Raw genomic sequence first — 18,736 nt, 5'->3', positions numbered from 1 at the left:
CTGCGCATGAAGGTGACGTGGGGGGTGCGAGGGTCACGCCGCGTGGCCGTCGCGGTGGCCGTCGTGGCGCTGGCAGCGCTGGCGGGTTGCGGGTCCGCGGCGGGCGGATCCGGCGGGGACGCCGCGCGTGACTCGGGGATGCCCGAGGTCGACGACGAGAAGGACCTGTCCGGACTGCCCCTGGAGCGGTACGAGTTCAGCGCGCGTGACCACGCACTCCGGGAGCGGGCGACCGCCCGTTTCACACAGCGGTGCATGAGGTCCCGGGGCTTCGCCGACTTCCCCCGGCACTGGCGGGAGCAGGGCGCAGAGATGTCCAACCGCCTGCTGGCGGTGGCCATATCGACGACCCTGTACGGCTCCTTGGACCTCGACGCCGCACGCACCCGGGGCTACGGCATCGACCGCGAGGCGCTCAAGAAGTTCGAGAAGAGGCGCGAGCCCAAGGGACGCCTGGTCACATCGGCCGAGTACAGCACGCTGCACGCCGCCGAGGACGGCTGCGCCCAGGTCGGGGCGCGGCGCGTGCTGGCGGGCGTCAAGGACGAGACCCGCATGACGGCGTACGTCGTCGGCCGGCGTGCGGCGATCGACAAGGCCGTCGCCAAGGACCCGCGGATGCGCCGCGCCCTCGCCACCTGGGCGGACTGCGTCGTCGACAAGGGCTTCAAGCGGTACGCGAGCCCGGAAGCCGCCTTCCGCGACAAGGCGTGGCACCGCGGCGACGAAGGCGACACCCGGCGCACCCGCCGCGAGCGGGACACAGCGGTCGCCGACATCGAGTGCAAGCGCGAGCACAACACCGCAGGGGTGTGGCGGACCGTCGTGGCCGAGCGGCAGCGACGCGACATATCCCGGCACAGATCCGCGTACGAATCCGTGCGCGCCGACCAGGAAAGGGTGCGGTCGACCGTGCGGAACGTGCTGGGGGCCGGTGGATGAACGACCACAGGCGCAAGTCTCCCTTCCCTGACCACAGGGAGCACAGGGAGCACAGGGAGCACAGGGAGCACAGTGGCAGACCTCCCCTTCCGTTCGACGCGGTCCTCACCGACCTCGACGGCGTCATCCGCTTCTACGACATGTCGGACGTCGCCGAGCTCGAACGCGCCGCGGGACTGCCCGAAGGCGCCACCGCCGAGGTCGCGTTCGCGCCGGAGACCGATCTGCCGCTGATGCTCGGGCGGATCGGCAAGTCGGAGTGGGCCGATGCGATCGCGGCCGGACTCGCGCGCGGGCACGGCCTCGCCCCGGCGCGCGGGCACGAACTCGGCATCGCCCTGGCCGACTCCAAGTTCTGGGCCGACCAGACGGTCGTCGGCCTGCTGCGGCGGGCCCGCGCGCGCGTGAAGGTGTCGATCGTCACCAACGCCACCCCCTGGCTGGACGACGACCTGGCGCTGCTCGGCCTCAACACCCTGGTGGACGACGTGGTGTCCAGCGCCGTGCTCGGCGTGGTGAAGCCCGACCGGCGCATCTACGAAGTCGCCGCCGAGCGCGTCGGCGCCGCGGTCGACCGCTGTCTGTTCGTGGACGACCGCCAGGAGAACGTGGACGCGGCCGTGGCGCTGGGCATGACGGGCGTGCTGTACCGGGGGCCGGACGACCTCGAGGCGGCGCTGGGGCCCGTGTTGGGCTGAGAGGGCCGGGCGCGCCGGGGGCGTGCGCACGCGCCGGGTGTACGGGGCCGGGGTGCTCCCGGCCCCGCGCCCCACCCCGTGTCGCCCGACCGTGCCGGGGCATCGACGTCCTTCATGGCAATGTCCTCCATGTCACATCGGCTAGATCGCTGCCGTCGTACCGCTTCGTGATCTGCTGGTCGGCACCCGCTGTGTCGACCCGCGGCGCCCTGCCGTCGTCGGTACGTCACTGCTACGACGGATCACGGCAAAGGAATGTGACGGGATGGACGGAAGAGATCTTCTGGCGCAGCGCTTCGAAGAGCACAGGCCTCGCCTGAGGGCGGTCGCGTACCGCATGCTCGGCTCGCTGAGCGAGGCCGAGGACGCCGTCCAGGAGACGTGGTTGAAGCTCAGCCGCGCCGACGACGAACGCGTGGAGAACCTGGGCGGCTGGCTCACCACGGTGATCGGCCGCGTCTGCCTCGACCTGCTGCGCTCACGCAAGCAGCGCGGCGAGCAGCCCCTCGACGTCCAGGGGGCCGACACCCATGTGCCCGACCCGGAGGTCAGCCCGCTGCCCGGCGGCCGGGACGCCGTCGACCCCGAGCAGGAGGCCCTGCTCGCGGACTCGGTGGGGCTCGCGCTGCTCGTCGTCCTGGACACGCTGAGCCCCGCCGAGCGCCTCGCGTTCGTGCTGCACGACATGTTCGCCGTGCCCTTCGAGGACATCGCGCCCATCGTCGAGCGGGCCCCCGCCGCGACCCGGCAGCTCGCCAGCCGCGCCCGCCGCCGGGTGCGCGACGCGGACCGCACGCCCGGCCCGGACTCGGACCGCACGCGCCAACGCAAGGTCGTCGAGGCCTTCCTCGCGGCGGCCCGCAAGGGCGACTTCGACGCGCTGCTCGAACTCCTCGACCCGGGCGTGGTGCTGCGGGCCGACGGCGGCGGTGCCGAGGGGCTCTCCCGGCTCGTGCGGGGTGCGACCGCGGTGGTCGCCGGGGCGCGCTCGTTCGCCACGCTGGCGCCGACCACGTATCTGGCGCTGGTCAACGGCAAGGTGGGGCAGATCGCCGTCCACAACGGAGAGCCGTTCTCCGTCGGGGAGTTCACCGTCAGGGACGGCCGGATCGTCGAGATCAACATCCTGGCGGACCAGGAGCGGCTGCGGGACCTGGTGGACGAGCGGACGGTCGCGGCGGTCATGTCGGCGGGGTCCGTGGGAGACGCCGGGGGCGGCAGTGGCGTCGCTGCCGGAGCCGATGCCACCCCCGAGGCCGTCGACGGCGCACCCCCCGCCGCCGACTGACCCTCACCCCACCCGGGTCCGCCGCGTGACCCGCTGCACGTACTCCTTCCGGTCCAGCGGATTGTGGTCCGTGCGCGGGCGCGCCGGCGGCGTCCCGGTCACCGGCGCGTAGTGGTCGAAGGCGGACTCCAACTCGCCCTCGCCGCGCGTCAGTCCGGGCAGCGCCTGCTCGAGGCCGTGCACGCGCGCGGCGGGGATCACGCCGTCGATGATGTACACGGACCCCTGCGCCGTCGGCGCGTGCGGCACCGCGCGCAGCCGCCCGAGCGCGGGCAGCAGCGTGCCGAACACATCGGCGGGCGCGGTGAGCCGGAACCGGTGCATCGGCTCGTGCACCCGCGTCCCCGCCCGCCGCAGCGCGTCCATCAGGACGAGCGGGGTGAGCTGGCGGAAGTCACCGGCCGTGCTCGACATGCTCTTGTCGAAGACGGCGTGGGCGTGGCTCTGCCGCGGCCAGTACCCGGAGTGCGTCATCGTGACGAGGCAGTCGGGCACCTCCCATCCGTGCAGCCCCTGCGCCAGCGTCTCCTTGACCGTCTCCTCCACCGCCTTGAAGAACGCGTAGGGCATGGCGCCGAGTTCCACCCCGAGCCGGAATTCCACACCTGTCCCGGCCGGGGCCGGGTCCACCCGCAGCCCCACGGTGGCGAGGAACGGATTGGGGTCGGTGTCGATGAACTCCGCGTGCGCGCCGGTGCCGACGACCCGCTCCACGCACAGGGTCGTGCTCTCGCGGAAGTCGACGCCGATGCCGAACTCGTCGGCGAGCGTCGCCTCGATGACCTCCTTCTGCACCTCGCCGTACAGGGACACGGAGATCTCCTGCCGCAGCGCGTCCTGCCGCAGGTCGATCAGCGGGTCCTGCTCGGCGAGCTGTGTCAGCGCCGCGTGCAGGGCGGCCCGGTCGGCGGCGCACCGGGGCGCGACGACCGTCTCGAGGGTCGGCGGGGCGAAGTGGTGTGCGGCGGTGTGCCGTTCGGGTACGTGGCGCGGGTCGCCGAGCACGTCCCCGATGCGTACCCGGTGGAGCCCCCACAGCTTCGCGATCCGCCCGGCGGTCACGGTGTCGCGCCGCACGGCCGCGCCCCGCTCGAAGACGCTGACGGCGGTGACCTTGCCGTCGAGCCCGGGAAGCGCCACGCGGTCGCGCACGCGCACCGTCCCGGAGAAGAGCCGCGCGTACGCCACCTTCTCGCCCGAGGGGCCGCGTTCGACCTTGAAGACGGTGCCCGCGACGGGCCCGTCCGCCGCACCGGCCGCCGCGGGCAGCAGCTCCTTGACGGCGTCGGTCAGCGCGCCCAGGCCGGTGCCGGTCATGGCCGAGCCGAAGAACACCGGGTGGACCTGGGCCCGCCGGGTCTGGTCCGCGAGGGCCGCGCGCAGCCCGCCGGGTGTGAGGACGGCGGCGTCGCCCTCGACGTACGCCGACAGCAGCTCGTCGTCGCGCTCGGCCAGGACCTCGGCCAGGCGGGCGGTGAAGCGGGGGTCGTCGGCGGCGTACGGGATGTAGCGCGCCGCGTGCGCGCCAGGGGCGCGCACCGTGCCCATGGGGATGACGGCGGGCGTCAACCTCCGGGCGAGTTCGGCGAGTACGCGCTCGGGGTCCGCGCTGCGGCGGTCCACCTTGTTGACGAACACGAGCGTGGGGATACCGAGCCTGCGCAGCGTACGCATCAGGACGCGGGTCTGCGCCTGGACGCCCTCGACGGCGGACACGACGAGCACGGCGCCGTCGAGCACGCTGAGGACCCGCTCCACCTCGGCGATGAAGTCCGGGTGGCCGGGGGTGTCGATGAGGTTGACGGTGACGTCGTCGATCGCGAACGACACGACCGCCGACTTGATGGTGATGCCGCGCTGCCGCTCGAGGGCGAGGGAGTCGGTCTGGGTGCTGCCCGCGTCGACGCTGCCGATCTCGTCGATGACTCCGGCGGAGTGCAGCAGCCGCTCGGTCAGGCTGGTCTTCCCGGCGTCCACGTGCGCCAGGATGCCCAGGTTAAGGGTGTGGTGGAGCTTCTCCTGCTGATGCGTGTGCGCTTGCACTAGGCGTCATGTCCTCGTGTCGGGGGGCGATTCCTTCCTGGTGGGACATGGACGTCTGGCGCATCTGAGGGCTCCTGGTTCCGTCGGTCGGCGGGGTGGTGACGGGGTAACTGCAACAGGCGGGCCGGGGCGCGGGCAACTGATTTAGTGCCCGCGGTGACGGTGATGGTGACGGCGGCGGTGCGGAAGGCGAGCCAGAACGCGGCGGCACAGAAGTCGGCGGCGGAAAACGACCGCACCCGGCCCATCGGGTCCGCCGAGAACGGCGGCCCCGGGGGACCGGGTGCGGTCAGGCGGGCGCGAGGCCCGGGGGCTGAATCAGGCCTTCTTGGTCTCCCAGAAGATGCGGTCGATCTCGGCGATCAGCTCAAGGGCCTTCTCACCGGTCTTCGGGTCCGCCGACGCCTTCGCGGCCGAGAGCGCCTTGAGGGTGTCGTTGACCAGCGTGTGCAGCTCCGGGTACTTCTCGAAGTGCGGGGGCTTGAAATAGTCGCTCCAGAGCACCGACACGTGGTGCTTGGCGAGCTCGGCGCGCTGCTCCTTGATGACGGTGGCGCGAGCCTGGTAGTGCGCGTCGTCGTTGGCGGCCATCTTCTCCTGCACGGCCTTGACCGACTCCGCCTCGATGCGGGCCTGGGCCGGGTCGTACACGCCGCAGGGCAGGTCGCAGTGCGCGCTGGCCTTCACCTTGGGGGCAAACAGGCGGGAAAGCATTGAGCTGTCCTCCTCGTGATCGTCTTCTCAGGGGGGACATTACTCCGTGAGAGACCTGATTTCGCGAGTGCCCCCATGGGCTTAGGACAAAAGTCCAGGGTCACACTGGAGACGGTGGAGGATGGGACCGGGAGGCCGGTGGAGGATTGGTCCGGGAGGTTGTCTGATGCCGGAGACGACGGCAGACGGGCGGGAGACACGCGTGCCGTTCCAGCTGATCGAGGTCGACGGGCCGTCGATGGTGCCCACGCTGAATCCGGGGGACTGGATGCTGGTGCGGCACGGCGCCCGGGTGCGCCCCGGTGACGTGGTGATCCTGCGTCATCCGCTGCAGCAGGACCTGCTGGTGGTCAAGCGCGCCGTCGAACGGCGCGACGGCGGCTGGTGGGTGCTCGGCGACAATCCGTACAACGCGGGGGGCGACAGCACCGTCTACGGAGTCGTGCCGGAGGAGCTGGTCCTCGCCCGCGTGCGGGCGCGGTTCCGGCCGCTGAGCAGGTTCCGTGAGGAGCGGGAGGCGCGCGGGCGGCGTCAGCTCTCGCTCGCCGCGCTGGTCTCCTGGACCTTCTCGGCGGTGCGCCCCGTGCTCGCGGACCGCTCGCTCTCCAGGCGCTTGCGCGCGCGGTAGGCGGCGACGTTCGCGCGCGTGGCGCAGCGGTCCGAGCAGTAGCGCCGGGAGCGGTTGGTCGAGGTGTCCAGATAGGCGTTGCGGCACGGCGTCGCCTCGCACAGGCCGAGCCGGTCCACGCCGTGCTCCGTGAGGTGGAAGGCGAGGCCCATCGCGGCGATGGCCGCGTACCCGGCGGTGACGTTCGACGGGTGGTCCGCCAGGTGCATGTGCCACAGGGGGCGGCCGTCGTCGTCCCGATAGTCGTGCCCGGAGATCTGGGGGCTGACCGGGAACTCCAGGAGCAGTGAGTTCAGCAGGTCCACGGCCAGCGTCTCGTCCCCGCCGTCGGCCGCCTCGAAGACGGCCCGCAGCCGCGCCCGCACCGAGCGGAAGCGCGTCACGTCGGAGTCCGTGGCGCGCCGCGCGGCCTGCTGGTTCTCGCCGAACAGCTCGCGGATCGTGACCACGGAGGTCAGCGAGTCCTTGTGACGAGCCGGTTCCTCGGTGTTGACCAGGCGCACGGCGTAGTCCGAGTAATAGGCCAGTTCCACTTGTAGTCCTTACGGGGGCGGGCTATCTTCGTTCTCGTGCGAGGTAACAGTCGCTTTTCGTTCGCGGGTGTTACTCGACGAGATTAGTCGAGCGTAGTACGGGACGGAGGTCTTCCGGTGACGGAAACGACGAGCGGTACGGGGTTCGGGACCGACTGGCGTGCCTGGCAGGAGAGTTGGGATCGGCAGCAGGAGTGGTACATGCCGGACCGCGAGGAGCGGTTCCGCGTGATGCTCGACATGGTCGAAGCCCTCGTCGGCCCGGAGCCGCGCGTCCTTGACCTCGCCTGCGGTACGGGAAGTATTACGGACAGACTCCTCAAAAGGTTCCCGAAGGCGGTCAGCACGGGCGTCGACCTCGACCCCGCCCTGCTCGCCATCGCCGAGGGCACCTTCGCCGGCGACGACCGCGTCACCTTCGTCACCGCCGACCTGAAGGACCCGGGCTGGACCTCCCAGCTGCCCCACGACTCGTACGACGCCGTCCTCACCGCGACCGCCCTGCACTGGCTGTTCAGCGAACCCCTCGCCGCGCTCTACGAACAGCTCGGCAAGATCGTGGCCGACGGCGGCGTCTTCATGAACGCCGACCACATGCCCGACCCGACCACCCCGCGCATCAACGCCGCCGACCGCGAGCAGCGACACGCCCGCCAGTCCGCGGCGAAGGCCGCCGGTGTCCTCGACTGGGCGGACTGGTGGGGCCTCGCCGCCAACGACCCGGTGCTCGCCGAGCCCACCGCCAAGCGGTTCGAGATCTACGGAGAGCACGCCGACGGCGACACCCCGCCCGCCGAGTGGCACATCCGCATCCTCCGGGAGGCGGGTTTCGCCGAGGCCCGCACGGTGTGGTCGTCGCCTTCGGACGCCCTGGTCCTAGGCCTCAAGTAGGGAATCCAACTCTCCTACGTAGAGGGGCGGTACGGATCACCGATCCGTACCGCCCCTCTACGTAGGCACCGATTTACGGCACTGCGGCCTCTTCCGGTGCTGACGCCCCGCTACAGGACCTTCGACAGGAACGACTTCGTCCGGTCGTGCTGCGGGTTCGTCAGGACGTCCCGCGGGTTGCCGGACTCGACCACCACACCGCCGTCCATGAAGACCAGGCTGTCGCCGACCTCGCGCGCGAAGCCCATCTCGTGGGTCACGACGACCATCGTCATGCCGGACTCGGCGAGGTCGCGCATGACGTCGAGGACGTCACCGACCAGCTCCGGGTCGAGCGCCGACGTCGGCTCGTCGAAGAGCATCAGCTTCGGGTCCATCGCGAGCGCGCGGGCGATGGCCACCCGCTGCTGCTGGCCGCCGGAGAGCTGCGAGGGGTAGTTCTTCGCCTTGTCGGCGAGCCCGACCCGCTCCAGGAGCTGCCCGGCGCGCTCCCGCGCCGCCGCCTTGGACTGGCCCTTGACCTGGACCGGCGCCTCCATGACGTTCTCCAGGGCCGTCATGTGCGGGAACAGGTTGAAGCGCTGGAAGACCATGCCGATGTCCCGGCGCTTCAGGGCGACTTCGCTGTCCTTCAGCTCGTACAGCTTGTCGCCCTTCTGCCGGTAGCCGACCAGTTCCCCGTCGACGTACAACCGCCCGGCGTTGATCTTCTCCAGGTGGTTGATGCAGCGCAGGAACGTCGACTTTCCGGAGCCCGACGGGCCGATGAGGCAGAAGACCTCGCCGGACTTCACCTCCAGGTCGATGCCCTTGAGGACCTCGACGTGGCCGAACGACTTGTGGACGCCCTCGGCCTTGACCATGGCGGTCATCAGCGCACCCCCGTACCCGAACGGTTGCCCAGCGACAACATGTTGGCCTTGATCTTCTGCCAGGGAGTGTCCGGCAGGGCGCGCGAGGAGCCGCGCGCGTAGTAGCGCTCCAGGTAGAACTGACCGACGCTGAGGATCGACGTCATGATCAGGTACCAGGTGGCGGCAAGGAGCAGTGCCTCCACCGTCGCGCCGGACGAGGTGCCGATGTCCTGGGCGTACCGCAGCAGCTCGTAGTACTGCACCGCCGCGACCAGCGACGTCGTCTTGAGCATGTTGATGACTTCGTTGCCCGTCGGCGGCACGATCACGCGCATGGCCTGCGGGATGACGATGCGCCGCAGCGTCTTGTTGTGGCTCATGCCGAGCGCCTGCGAGGCCTCCGTCTGGCCTTCGTCGACCGAGAGCAGGCCCGCGCGGCAGATCTCCGCCATGTACGCGGCCTCGTTCAGGCCGAGACCGAGGAGCGCCGTCAGGAACGGCGTCATGAAGTCCGACCACTCGTCCTTGTAGACCGGACCGAGGTTGATGTACTCGAAGACGAAGCCGAGGTTGAACCAGATGAAGAGCTGGACCAGGACCGGCGTACCGCGGAAGAACCAGATGTAGAACCACGCGATCGACGAGGTCACCGGGTTCTTCGACAGTCGCATCACCGACAGGACGATGCCGCCGCCGACGCCGATGAGCATCGAGAGGACCGTGAGGATCAGGGTCTCCCGGACGCCCTTCATGATGCGGTCGTCGAAGAAGTTGTCCGGGATCGCGTCCCAGTTGATGTCGCCATTGGCGAACGCCATGACGAGCGCGCCGAGCACGCCGATGGCGAGGACGGCCGCGACGTACCGGCCGTAGTGGCGCACCGGGATCGCCTTGATCGCCTCGGGGGCGGAGCGCGGTGGCTCATCCTTGGGCGCGGAGTCGCCCGACTTGCTGATGTCCGTTGTCACGGGTGTGGCCTTTCAGCGACGAGATGACGAGACGCGGTCACTTGCCGCCGTTGATCTTGGCTTCCTTGACTGCGCCTGCGTCGACGCCCCACTTCTTGATGATCTTCTCGTACTGGCCGTTCGCGATGATCGCGTCCAGCGCCATCTTGATCGCGTCACGCAGCTTGGGGTTGTTCTTGGCGATCGCGATGCCGTACGGGGCGGCCTCGACCTGCTCGCCCACCAGCTGGAAGTCCTTGCCGCCGCCGGAGGTCTTGACCGCGTACGCCGCGACCGGGAAGTCCGAGGAGCCGGCGTCCGCGCCACCGGAGCGCAGCCGGGTCTGGGCCTGCTGGTCGTTGTCGAAGGACTCGATCGAGATCTTGCCGCTCTTGCACTTCTTCGACTCGGCCTTGGCCATGTCGTGCGAGACGGTGCCGCGCTGGACCACGATCTTCTTGCCGCAGAGGTCCTGCCAGGTCTTGATGCCCTGGTCGTCGCCCTTCTTGGTGTAGATCGAGACGCCCGCCGTGAAGTAGTCGACGAAGTCGACGCCGGTGCCGACCTTCTTGCCGGTCTCCTCGTCGATGCCTTCCTGGCGGTTCTTGGTGTCGGTCATGGCCGACATGGCGATGTCGTAGCGCTTGGAGCGCAGACCGCCGAGCAGCGTGTCGAAGGTGCCGTTGTCGAACTCGAACGTCACGCCGAGCTGCTTGCCCATCGCGTCCGCGATGTCCGGGTCGATACCGACCGTCTTGCCGTCCTTGTCCTTGAACTCGACCGGCGGGTAGGCGATGTCCGAGCCGACCTTGATGACGCCCTTGTTGCGGATGTTCGCGGGCAGCTCATCGGAGAGCGGAGCGCTGACGACCTTCTTGCCGCCGTCTTCCTTCTTGTCCGTCTGGTCGCCGCAGCCGGTCAGCAGCAGCGTGCCGGCGACCGCGATCGCGCCGACAGCGACGATCCGGGACTTCGCGGACTTCGCGGCGGTCGTGCGACAAATGGTGCCTGCGGTCATAGGGGTTCCTCCGGCGGATGGGGGAGCAGCCATGCGGTCGTGCACACACCTTCGGGTGTCGCGACCTCGTGTGATGAGGCATCTTGCCATTCGGACAGCCCGATTCTGGGGCCTGGAGATGTCAAAATCGGATAACGGGCGATCCGCAAACCCCAACAGCCCGGTGCGTCACGGTCATTACCGCGCCGGTGCGAACGGTCGCCAACCATTTGATAACCACCCAATCTCGCGATGCGGACTGCCGGGGTGGAGATTTCCAAAGAATACGGACATTTTACCCCTGTGGTTCCAGGGATACCTGCTGTTCACATCGATCTGACACAGATATGGCTCGTCGGCGGTCGGAAGCATCCGGTAGAAAAGACGGTTACACCCCTCATCCGGGGCCAGGGCACGTGTGCGGCGTGCCCGCGCGTTCGGACGTACCTCCCGTACCGCTCCGCCGACAGGCGGGGAGCCGACGGCCGCAAGGCCCGATGGCTCACACCGGACGCGGTTCCCGCCCCACTTCTCCACCAGGAAGTGGTTCACCCTCAACCTGAAGAATTAAGGGGTCAGACACAGTGGCAGCGGAGATCGTCAATCCTCGCAGCGACAGCACAGCCGGGCACGAAGGCGCGGAGGAGCCCTTCGATCCGGCCTTCGCGCTGCATCGCGGCGGCAAGATGGCCGTCCAGGCGACCGTGCCGGTGCGCGACAAGGACGACCTGTCCCTGGCGTACACGCCGGGCGTCGCGAAGGTGTGCAGCGCCATCGCCGAGAAGCCGGAGCTCGTCCACGACTACACGTGGAAGTCGAACGTCGTCGCCGTCGTCACCGACGGCACCGCCGTGCTCGGCCTCGGTGACATCGGCCCGGAGGCCTCGCTCCCCGTCATGGAGGGCAAGGCCATCCTCTTCAAGCAGTTCGGCGGGGTCGACGCGGTGCCCATCGCGCTCGCCACGACCGACGTCGACGAGATCATCGACACGGTGGTCCGGCTCGCGCCGTCCTTCGGCGGCGTCAACCTGGAGGACATCTCCGCGCCGCGCTGCTTCGAGATCGAGCGGCGGCTCCAGGAGCGCCTCGACATCCCGGTCTTCCACGACGACCAGCACGGCACGGCCGTCGTCACCCTGGCCGCCCTGCGCAACGCGGCGCGGCTGACCGGGCGCACCCTCGGTGACCTGCGGGCCGTGATCTCCGGCGCGGGCGCGGCCGGTGTGGCCATCGCGAAGTTCCTGCTCGAGGCCGGGCTCGGCGATGTCGCCGTCGCCGACCGCAAGGGCGTGGTGTCCCGGGACAGGGACGACCTCACGCCGGTCAAGCGGGAGCTCGCGGAGCTCACCAACAAGGCCGGGCTGAGCGGCTCGCTCGAATCCGCTCTGGCCGGCGCGGACGTCTTCATCGGCGTCTCCGGCGGTACGGTGCCCGAGCCCGCGGTGGCCTCCATGGCCCCTAACTCGTTCGTGTTCGCCATGGCCAACCCGAACCCCGAGGTGCACCCCGACATCGCCCACAAGTACGCCTCCGTGGTGGCGACCGGGCGCTCGGACTACCCGAACCAGATCAACAACGTGCTCGCGTTCCCCGGGATCTTCGCGGGCGCGCTGCAGGTGCGGGCTTCTCGGATCACCGAGGGCATGAAGATCGCGGCGGCCGACGCGCTGGCCGGTGTCGTCGGCGACGAGCTGTCCGCCGACTACGTCATCCCCTCGCCGTTCGACGAGCGGGTGGCTCCCGCGGTCACGGCGGCTGTCGCGGCGGCCGCGCGGGCCGAGGGTGTGGCTCGGCGCTGAGCCTTGCGTCTGGGCCCCGCCGGGTTGTCCGGCGGGGCCCTCGCTTTTTTGTTTCCCGCCCGCTCACCCGCTTCTGGCCATCCGCGGGGTGGACGCCGCTTGTGGGGGTGGGGCGCCGGTGGCGCCTGCGGGCCCTGGCGGGCGGTGCCGCTTGCGTCGCCTGAGCTGGGCTTCTGGGGTGAATCCCTGGGCTGGGCCTCTGGGCTGGATCCCTGAGCTGGGCCCCTGGGGTGGGCCCCTGGGGTGGGCTTCCGAGCTGAGCCTCTTAGCTGGGCCCTTGTGCTGGCCCTCTGGGTTGGGCTTCTGACCTGTGGGCAATCGTCCCGCTGAGCGACAGGGGTCTCCCCTGGTCGAGCGGAGCCGAGAGCTTGGGGAAGGGTGGGCACAGCGGCGGTGCGACGGGTGCGACGCCAAGCACGACGGCCCATGCCGCACCGGGGGGTGCCCCCGGCGAGGGGGCGCGGCGGGGGTCACACCCGCGAGACGTTCCGAAGGCCCAGGGGCCAGGCATATCGTCGGCGCCATGTTCGCTGCCTACGCCGCCCGCATCAACCGCGATCACCCCCTCACCGGCCTGGAACTGGGGGAGCGCCCCGCCCCCGCTCCGCGCCCGGGCTGGTCGACCGTGAACGTCAAGGCCGCCTCCCTCAACCACCACGACCTGTGGTCCCTGCGCGGGGTCGGCCTGGACGAGGACAAGCTCCCGATGATCCTCGGCTGCGACGCGGCCGGCCTCGACGAGGACGGCAACGAAGTCGTCCTGCACTCCGTCATCGGCCAGTCCGGCCACGGCGTCGGCCCGCGCGAGCGCCGCTCCATCCTCACGGAGAAGTACCAGGGCACCTTCGCCGAGCAGGTCGCCGTGCCCACCTGGAACGTCCTCCCCAAGCCCAAGGAACTCTCCTTCGCGGAGGCCGCCTGTCTCCCCACCGCCTGGCTCACCGCGTACCGCATGCTCTTCACCAACGCGGGCGTACGCCCCGGCGACTCGATCCTCGTCCAGGGCGCCGGCGGCGGCGTGGCGACCGCCGCCATCGTGCTCGCCAAGGCCGCTGGCCTGAAGGTCTTCGCCACCAGCCGCGACGAGGCCAAGCGCAAGCGCGCCCTCGAACTGGGTGCGGTGGAGGCCCTGCCGGCCGGCGCCCGGCTGCCGCAGCGGGTCGACGCGGTCATCGAGACGGTCGGTGCCGCCACCTGGTCGCACTCCATCAAGTCGCTCCGCCCCGGCGGCACGCTGGTCATCTCCGGCGCCACCAGCGGCGACCGCCCCTCCCACGCCGAACTGACCCGGGTCTACTTCCTGGAGCTGCGCATCGTCGGCTCCACCATGGGCTCCAAGGACGAACTGGAAGACCTCCTGTCCTTCTGCGCCGCCACCGGCGTACGCCCCGTCATCGACGAAGTCCTGCCCCTCGACCGCGCCCGCGAGGGCTTCGAACGCCTGGAGGCGGGCGACCAGTTCGGCAAGATCGTGCTGACCGTCTGAGGCGCCGACCGGCTGAGACCGCCGAGCCCGCACTGTCAACCATGGTTGACAGTGCGGGCTTGTCAACGTACGTTGACAACATGACCGAAGCAACGGATCTCGCCGAGCGCGCGGGCGACCGCGATCCACGCGTCGGGCTGCGAGCCGTCACCGCGCTGCGGCGCCTGGTGGAGCAGCTCGAGGCCGTGCAGGTGCGCAGCGCGCGCCACCAGGGCTGGTCGTGGCAGGAGATCGCCGCGGAACTGGGCGTGAGCAGGCAGGCCGTGCACAAGAAGTACGGGAGGCAGTGATGTTCGAACGCTTCACCAAGGGTGCCCGTGACGTGGTGACGGGCGCGGTCGAGCAGTCCGAACGGGAGGGCGCCGACTCCATCGACGACGGACACCTGCTGCTCGCCCTCCTCGACCGTGAGGGCACCCGCGCTTCCTTCGCCCTGGCCGCCCTCGGTGCCGACCGGCGCCGTGCGGACATCACCAGGGCCCTGGCCGAGGCGCGCCGCCGGGGCGGCCTCACCCAGGCGGACGCCGACGCCCTCGCCGGGCTCGGCATCGACGTCGAGGAGATCGTCTCCCGCGTCGAGGAGACCCATGGCGCCGGAGCGTTGGCGGGCGTGGGCGCCCGCCGCGAACGCCGTGGCCTTGGGTCCTGGATCGGCCACCGTGGCTTCACCCGTGATGCCAAGGACACCCTGGAACGGTCCTTGCGCATCGCCACCGCCCGCCGCGACCGCAGCATCGGCGACGAGCACATCCTCCTCGCCCTGACCACCCGCCCCGGCATCGTCGCCGAGGCCTTGGCGGACCACGGGGTGACGCGGGCCGCTGTGGAACGCGTGCTGTATCAGGCCTAGGGCCCTATGGGGCGGGGCGAGTGCGGGGGTCGCCCGCCCGCCTGCCTCGGCCCGGGCCGACATCGGGCCTCACGGCCCCGGGCCTCACGGCCCCGGGCCTCACGGCCCCGGGCCTCACGGCCCCGGGCCTCACGGCCCCGGGCCTCACGGCCCCGGGCCCCGGCCGATGTGCCGGGGCTCCGTGGCCCGGTGGGTGTCGCGTCAGGGCTTGGGGGACTCGGGCGCCTTGGGGGTCCGCAGGGCCACGCCGATGTGGGCCGCTGCCTCCGAGAGGTGGCGGCGGGCCTCGCGAAGCTGATCCTCGGAGACCCCGCAGTCGCGGGCCGCGTCGCGGATGTCGTCGCGGAAGCGGTCCAGGAGCCGCTCCAGGTCGCGCGCGGGCTCGCCGCTGGACTCCTCGTGGGCCCAGTCCGGGACGTACTCGACGGGCACGTCGTCCCGCTCGACCGTGAACACGGGTCCCGGCTCGGACGTCTTGCCGCCCGAGGCCTTGTCCGACGTCCCGAAACCGAAGTCCTTGCCGAACTCCTTCCCGAAGTCGCCGAACTCCTTGGCCAGCTCGGCCAGTCCCTCGCGGACACCCGTCGGCCAGTCACCCCGTGCGAAGTGGTCCTGCACCTGCTCCTGCACCCGCCTGGCCATGCGCTGCAGCTCCTCCTGGGCCTCTGCCCGCACCCGCTCCTGCGCGTCCTTCGCCTGTCGCCGGGCCCGCTGGGCTTCCTCGCGAGCCCGGCGGCTCTCGTCCTTCGCCCGCCGCGCCTGCTCCTTCCACTCCTGCCGGGCGCGCCGGAACTCCTCCTTCGCCTGTCGCCAGCCGTCGCTGTCCGCCCAGGAGCTGTCGAAGAAGTCCGAGGGGTTCGGGAAGCCCGCGCCCGTGCCGGACTTGCTGCCGGCGCGCGCCTCCTGAGCGGCCGCCCGCATCTCCCGCCGCAACTCGCCCGCCGCACCCTGCACGCCGTCGCGGATCTCGGCGGCGAGCCCCGCCATCGACTCACGGATCTCCAGCTCCAGGTCGGCCAGCTCGCCGCTGCGGTCGGCCAGCTCGGCGCGGCCCGCGTCGGTGATCGCGTACACCTTCCGGCCGCCCTCGGTCGTGTGGGTGACCAGGCCCTCCGCCTCGAGCTTGGCCAGGCGGGGGTACACGGTGCCCGCCGAGGGGGCGTACAGCCCCTGGAAGCGCTCCTCGAGGAGGCGGATCACCTCGTAGCCGTGGCGCGGGGCCTCGTCCAGGAGCTTCAGCAGATACAGGCGCAGGCGGCCGTGGGCGAACACGGGAGGCATCTCAGAGCACCTTCTTGTCGGTCGGGCCGTCGGCGGCGTCCGCCTTCGGGGCATCGGCGGGGGTGTCCGCGTCCTGGCCGCCGCTCGGGGTGGCGGCCGGAGAGGGCGGGGTCGGGAGCGGGGAGTCCGAGGGGGGTGCGTCCCGCGAGGGCTCATCCGCCTTGTACAGATCGTGCTTGTACAGATCTTCCTCCACCGAGGGTTTGCGCAGAAGCGCGATCGAGCCGGAGATCGTCTTCGCCCGCAGCCGGCCGCTGCCCGACCCCAGCTTGCCGGTGAGCTTCTTCGCGCCCCACTGGCCGCTGACCCGGAGGTCGTCGAAGTCGCTGGACACCGAGCCGCTCGCCGTATCGGCCCGCACCTCGGCGTGGGCCGGATGCGGGAGGCGGACCGCTATCTCGCCGGAGATGCTGGTGAGCCCGACATCGGCCGATCCCGTGGCCGGGTCCAGGTCCACGATCATCGCGCCGCTCACGGATTCGGCCCGAACGGAGGACCCGGAGCCTTCGAAGACGGTCAGGTCGCCCGAGATCGAGTCGAACCGCAGGTCACCGGTGACGCCCTGGGCCGCGACGTTGCCGGAGACCGTCTCGGCCCGGACCGGTCCCGTGAGGCCGACGAGGGTCGTGTCGCCCGTGATGCCCCGCACCTCGGTGCGGCCCTCGATTCCGGTGACCACGGCGCCCGCGCCGATCGCGCCCACCTCGACACGGGTCCCGGCCGGCACCGCCAGCGAGATCACCGTGCGGCGGCGGGTGCCGCGCGGGTCGAGCCACTCCAGGAAGCCCTTCCACGGCAGGTCGTCGTACGCGACGGACAAGGTGCCGTCGTGCTGCGTCACGGTGAGCGGAGGGCCCGATATCTCGGAGACCTCCAGTCTGGCCGAGTCCTCGTCTGTGCCGACGACATTCACCGTGCCGTTCACCACGCGCACGCGCAGTGTCCTCACGGGCTCCTCGAACGTCAGCTTCCTGGGCTCGGCGACGGACCACTCTGGCATGGTGGCGGACCTCCTTGAGCGGGTCGGACGCGACGCGCCATATCGCGTCTCTGATATACACGATATATCGCGGATACGGAAAGTCAAGACCTATCTCTTCTCCGCGGTCGCCCGTCGTCTGCTTCTGGGCCGGAAATCATGAAATGTCCTAGCGTGGAGCCATGTCATCCGAGCCGACCGGATCCGCGGGTGCGCTGCTGCTCTGCCGGGCCGGAGTGGACGCCGTCGAGACGGTCGCGCAGCTGCTGCGGGAGCAGATGCTGCTCGCGCCCGCGGGGGACGAGTGGAGCGTGCTCGTGCCCGAGGGCAAGCCGTGGCTGTACGGCGACGAGCAGGTCGACCGGGTGCTCACCGGCTGGGCCACCGCTCTCGCCGTCGCCTCGCCCGGGCCCGTGCTCGCGCTGTGGTGGGACGCCGACCGCTCCGGCTACACGCTCGCGGCGGGCTTCCGGCGGACGGTCGGGTACGTGTGGCTGGCCAACGGCACGCCGGTCGGCGAGGACGAGGCGATGCGGTCGTTCGCCGCGCGCCTGGGCCTGGACCCGGTGCTCGACATGCAGGCCCTGGACGCGTTGGCCAGGCCGGACTCGGCGGCCGACGCGCGCGCCCGGATGCGGGGGCTCCTCGCCGTCCTCGCCCGGGCGGGCGTCGACCTACCGCCCGGCCTGAGCCCCGGCGAGCCCGCCGACCGCCTCCGGGAGGTCGCCCGGGTGCTGGACGGTGTCCGCCACGTCGAGTGGTCCGGCTGGCGGGACGCCGTACGGGCGGAACTCGACGCCGTCGAGAGCGGGCCGCTGTCCCGAGCCCTCGCCGGGGCCCAGCTCGCGGTCGGCATCCCCCTCCTGCTCTGGCTCCCGCGTCGCCGCGGCAGTGGCTGGGCGGTGGCCGGGGCGGTCCTTGTGATGCACGGGGTGCTGGGGCTCGTCCGTGAGCGGAGGAAGGCCCGGGGCGGGGAGTGATGTGCGGGGTCGTCCGGACAGGGACGGCTCAGCGGGGCTTCGTCGCGTCGAGGACCAGGTCGAGCAGCCGCCCCGGCTGCTCCGGGTCGCCCGCCGCTGACGCTTGCTTGTGCGTGGTGGAGAGGGCGATCCCGACGACCAGTTGAAGCAGGTCGGCCGGTGACAGGTCGCGGCGGGCGGCGCCCGAATCCTGGGCCCGCGTCAGCAGCGCGCCTGCCGCGTCGAGGATGCGCTGATGGCAGTCGGAACCCAGCGCGCCGGTCGCTTCCAGCTCCTCCAGCATCAGCGCGCCGCCCAACCCCTGGTTCACGCGCGCGTGGTCGAGGAACGCGCGCAGCCACTCCTCCAGTGCGGCGCCCGCAGAGTCGGCCGACAGCAGGTCCTGCGCCCGGGCGCACAGCGTGTCGACGCGCTCCTTCAGGACGGCGGCGAGCAGTTCGGGGCGACCGGAGAAGTGGCGGTACAGGGTGCCGGGGCCCACGCCCGCGCGGCGGGCGATCTCGTTCAACGACGCCTCCGGGCCCGCCTCGGCGAAGGCCTCCCGCGCGGCGCTGACGATGCGCTCGCGGTTGCGGACGGCGTCGGCGCGGGCGGGGCGGCCGGTCGTGGCGGGCCCGGCCGCGAGGGTGGCTGCGGAGGCCCGCGCTCGGGGCTGGCCCTGGGGCTGGTGCTGGTGCTGGTGCTGGTGCTGGGGCTGGTTCATCTCTGCGTCCCGGGGCGTGGGTTTCCCGAGAGCGGGCGGATTCCGGGATCCGGGCCGAGGTCGGGACGGTCGAGGGGAGAGGGCGGGGCGGCGGGGGTGAGGAGGAGGCGGGAAGGCGGAGGG

General features: G+C 71.1%; 19 protein-coding genes. 10 read left to right on the top strand and 9 right to left on the bottom strand.

What is annotated here, in order from left to right; all coding sequences use genetic code 11:
- Positions 1 to 6: 6 nt before the first annotated feature.
- From OO63_RS28995 to OO63_RS28985, 3 genes are all read left to right on the top strand, one after another.
- Positions 7 to 942, top strand: coding sequence for a hypothetical protein (locus OO63_RS28995; protein ID WP_063750473.1), 936 nt, complete (start codon positions 7 to 9; stop codon positions 940 to 942).
- Positions 939 to 1,640 carry an HAD-IA family hydrolase gene (locus OO63_RS28990; protein ID WP_078619423.1) on the top strand — a complete coding sequence of 234 codons (702 nt, stop codon included), beginning with the start codon at positions 939 to 941 and terminating at the stop codon, positions 1,638 to 1,640. The genes OO63_RS28995 and OO63_RS28990 overlap by 4 nt, the downstream gene beginning before the upstream one ends.
- A gap of 265 nt (positions 1,641 to 1,905) precedes the next feature.
- On the top strand, positions 1,906 to 2,928 hold the full coding sequence (locus tag OO63_RS28985) for a sigma-70 family RNA polymerase sigma factor (protein WP_063750472.1): 1,023 nt from the start codon (positions 1,906 to 1,908) through the stop codon (positions 2,926 to 2,928).
- A 3-nt stretch (positions 2,929 to 2,931) separates the two neighbouring features.
- On the opposite strand, the gene OO63_RS28980 is transcribed toward OO63_RS28985, so the two are convergent.
- Together OO63_RS28980 and sodN are read right to left on the bottom strand one after the other, a co-directional pair.
- A complete protein-coding gene (locus OO63_RS28980; RefSeq protein ID WP_051811298.1) occupies positions 2,932 to 4,971 on the bottom strand; it encodes an elongation factor G in 2,040 nt (679 codons plus the stop codon).
- A 318-nt stretch (positions 4,972 to 5,289) separates the two neighbouring features.
- On the bottom strand, positions 5,290 to 5,685 hold the full coding sequence (gene sodN / locus OO63_RS28975; RefSeq protein ID WP_030359892.1) for a superoxide dismutase, Ni: 396 nt from the start codon (positions 5,683 to 5,685) through the stop codon (positions 5,290 to 5,292).
- 166 nt (positions 5,686 to 5,851) lie between these two features.
- Between sodN and sodX the strand changes: the two genes are divergently transcribed.
- A complete protein-coding gene (sodX, locus tag OO63_RS28970) occupies positions 5,852 to 6,313 on the top strand; it encodes a nickel-type superoxide dismutase maturation protease (RefSeq protein WP_030359893.1) in 462 nt (153 codons plus the stop codon).
- Here the strand turns inward: sodX and OO63_RS28965 are convergent.
- Positions 6,217 to 6,846: a CGNR zinc finger domain-containing protein gene (locus OO63_RS28965; RefSeq protein ID WP_030359894.1), complete on the bottom strand. Its 630-nt coding sequence runs from the start codon at positions 6,844 to 6,846 to the stop codon at positions 6,217 to 6,219. The genes sodX and OO63_RS28965 overlap by 97 nt on opposite strands.
- A 117-nt stretch (positions 6,847 to 6,963) precedes the next feature.
- Here OO63_RS28965 and OO63_RS28960 point away from each other — a divergent pair, with 117 nt between their 5' ends.
- On the top strand, positions 6,964 to 7,737 hold the full coding sequence (locus tag OO63_RS28960; RefSeq protein ID WP_030359895.1) for a class I SAM-dependent methyltransferase: 774 nt from the start codon (positions 6,964 to 6,966) through the stop codon (positions 7,735 to 7,737).
- Positions 7,738 to 7,847: 110 nt separating this feature from the next.
- Here the strand turns inward: OO63_RS28960 and OO63_RS28955 are convergent, their stop codons facing one another.
- The 3 genes from OO63_RS28955 to OO63_RS28945 are packed head-to-tail and all read right to left on the bottom strand — an operon-like array spanning position 7,848 to position 10,556.
- Positions 7,848 to 8,609 (bottom strand): amino acid ABC transporter ATP-binding protein, encoded by a 762-nt coding sequence (locus OO63_RS28955; protein ID WP_030359896.1) that lies wholly within the window; start codon positions 8,607 to 8,609, stop codon positions 7,848 to 7,850.
- Complete coding sequence (locus OO63_RS28950; RefSeq protein WP_030359897.1) at positions 8,609 to 9,559, bottom strand: amino acid ABC transporter permease; 951 nt, start codon at positions 9,557 to 9,559, stop codon at positions 8,609 to 8,611. The genes OO63_RS28955 and OO63_RS28950 overlap by 1 nt, the downstream gene beginning before the upstream one ends.
- Positions 9,560 to 9,596: 37 nt before the next feature.
- A complete protein-coding gene (locus tag OO63_RS28945; protein WP_030359898.1) occupies positions 9,597 to 10,556 on the bottom strand; it encodes an ABC transporter substrate-binding protein in 960 nt (319 codons plus the stop codon).
- A gap of 563 nt (positions 10,557 to 11,119) precedes the next feature.
- Between OO63_RS28945 and OO63_RS28940 the strand changes: the two genes are divergently transcribed.
- From OO63_RS28940 to OO63_RS28925, 4 genes are all read left to right on the top strand, one after another.
- Positions 11,120 to 12,334, top strand: coding sequence for an NAD(P)-dependent malic enzyme (locus OO63_RS28940; protein ID WP_030359899.1), 1,215 nt, complete (start codon positions 11,120 to 11,122; stop codon positions 12,332 to 12,334).
- 523 nt (positions 12,335 to 12,857) lie between these two features.
- A complete protein-coding gene (locus OO63_RS28935) occupies positions 12,858 to 13,820 on the top strand; it encodes a zinc-binding dehydrogenase (RefSeq protein ID WP_030359900.1) in 963 nt (320 codons plus the stop codon).
- 80 nt (positions 13,821 to 13,900) lie between these two features.
- Positions 13,901 to 14,110: a helix-turn-helix domain-containing protein gene (locus OO63_RS28930; RefSeq protein ID WP_030359901.1), complete on the top strand. Its 210-nt coding sequence runs from the start codon at positions 13,901 to 13,903 to the stop codon at positions 14,108 to 14,110.
- Complete coding sequence (locus OO63_RS28925; RefSeq protein WP_030359902.1) at positions 14,110 to 14,670, top strand: Clp protease N-terminal domain-containing protein; 561 nt, start codon at positions 14,110 to 14,112, stop codon at positions 14,668 to 14,670. Before OO63_RS28930 ends, OO63_RS28925 begins: the two co-directional genes overlap by 1 nt.
- Before the next feature lie 201 nt (positions 14,671 to 14,871).
- On the opposite strand, the gene OO63_RS28920 is transcribed toward OO63_RS28925, so the two are convergent.
- Positions 14,872 to 15,951 (bottom strand): PadR family transcriptional regulator, encoded by a 1,080-nt coding sequence (locus OO63_RS28920; protein ID WP_030359903.1) that lies wholly within the window; start codon positions 15,949 to 15,951, stop codon positions 14,872 to 14,874.
- A 1-nt stretch (position 15,952) separates the two neighbouring features.
- Positions 15,953 to 16,951, bottom strand: coding sequence for a DUF4097 family beta strand repeat-containing protein (locus OO63_RS28915; protein WP_030359904.1), 999 nt, complete (start codon positions 16,949 to 16,951; stop codon positions 15,953 to 15,955).
- A gap of 161 nt (positions 16,952 to 17,112) precedes the next feature.
- Between OO63_RS28915 and OO63_RS28910 the strand changes: the two genes are divergently transcribed.
- The gene (locus OO63_RS28910; RefSeq protein WP_030359905.1) at positions 17,113 to 17,910 is read left to right on the top strand and encodes a hypothetical protein; all 798 of its coding nucleotides are present in this window, start codon (positions 17,113 to 17,115) and stop codon (positions 17,908 to 17,910) included.
- A 28-nt stretch (positions 17,911 to 17,938) separates the two neighbouring features.
- Here OO63_RS28910 and OO63_RS28905 read toward each other — a convergent pair whose 3' ends face one another.
- Complete coding sequence (locus tag OO63_RS28905; RefSeq protein ID WP_031192730.1) at positions 17,939 to 18,613, bottom strand: TetR/AcrR family transcriptional regulator; 675 nt, start codon at positions 18,611 to 18,613, stop codon at positions 17,939 to 17,941.
- Positions 18,614 to 18,736 lie beyond the last annotated feature (123 nt).

The sequence above is a fragment of the Streptomyces alboflavus genome (assembly GCF_000716675.1).
Classification (GTDB): Bacteria; Actinomycetota; Actinomycetes; order Streptomycetales; family Streptomycetaceae; genus Streptomyces; species Streptomyces alboflavus.
The sequence above is the reverse complement of the archived record's forward strand: the minus strand, read 5'-3'. Positions and strand labels throughout refer to the sequence as shown.

What these genes read in the sequence shown, in the direction of transcription:
- OO63_RS28995 (WP_063750473.1), top strand. Translation starts at nt 7, where the DNA reads ATGAAGGTGACGTGGGGGGTGCGAGGGTCACGCCGCGTGGCCGTCGCG.
- OO63_RS28990 (WP_078619423.1), top strand. Translation starts at nt 939, where the DNA reads ATGAACGACCACAGGCGCAAGTCTCCCTTCCCTGACCACAGGGAGCAC.
- OO63_RS28985 (WP_063750472.1), top strand. Translation starts at nt 1,906, where the DNA reads ATGGACGGAAGAGATCTTCTGGCGCAGCGCTTCGAAGAGCACAGGCCT.
- sodN (WP_030359892.1), bottom strand. Translation starts at nt 5,685, where the DNA reads ATGCTTTCCCGCCTGTTTGCCCCCAAGGTGAAGGCCAGCGCGCACTGC.
- sodX (WP_030359893.1), top strand. Translation starts at nt 5,852, where the DNA reads ATGCCGGAGACGACGGCAGACGGGCGGGAGACACGCGTGCCGTTCCAG.
- OO63_RS28955 (WP_030359896.1), bottom strand. Translation starts at nt 8,609, where the DNA reads ATGACCGCCATGGTCAAGGCCGAGGGCGTCCACAAGTCGTTCGGCCAC.
- OO63_RS28945 (WP_030359898.1), bottom strand. Translation starts at nt 10,556, where the DNA reads ATGACCGCAGGCACCATTTGTCGCACGACCGCCGCGAAGTCCGCGAAG.
- OO63_RS28935 (WP_030359900.1), top strand. Translation starts at nt 12,858, where the DNA reads ATGTTCGCTGCCTACGCCGCCCGCATCAACCGCGATCACCCCCTCACC.
- OO63_RS28930 (WP_030359901.1), top strand. Translation starts at nt 13,901, where the DNA reads ATGACCGAAGCAACGGATCTCGCCGAGCGCGCGGGCGACCGCGATCCA.
- OO63_RS28925 (WP_030359902.1), top strand. Translation starts at nt 14,110, where the DNA reads ATGTTCGAACGCTTCACCAAGGGTGCCCGTGACGTGGTGACGGGCGCG.
- OO63_RS28920 (WP_030359903.1), bottom strand. Translation starts at nt 15,951, where the DNA reads ATGCCTCCCGTGTTCGCCCACGGCCGCCTGCGCCTGTATCTGCTGAAG.
- OO63_RS28915 (WP_030359904.1), bottom strand. Translation starts at nt 16,951, where the DNA reads ATGCCAGAGTGGTCCGTCGCCGAGCCCAGGAAGCTGACGTTCGAGGAG.
- OO63_RS28910 (WP_030359905.1), top strand. Translation starts at nt 17,113, where the DNA reads ATGTCATCCGAGCCGACCGGATCCGCGGGTGCGCTGCTGCTCTGCCGG.
- OO63_RS28905 (WP_031192730.1), bottom strand. Translation starts at nt 18,613, where the DNA reads ATGAACCAGCCCCAGCACCAGCACCAGCACCAGCACCAGCCCCAGGGC.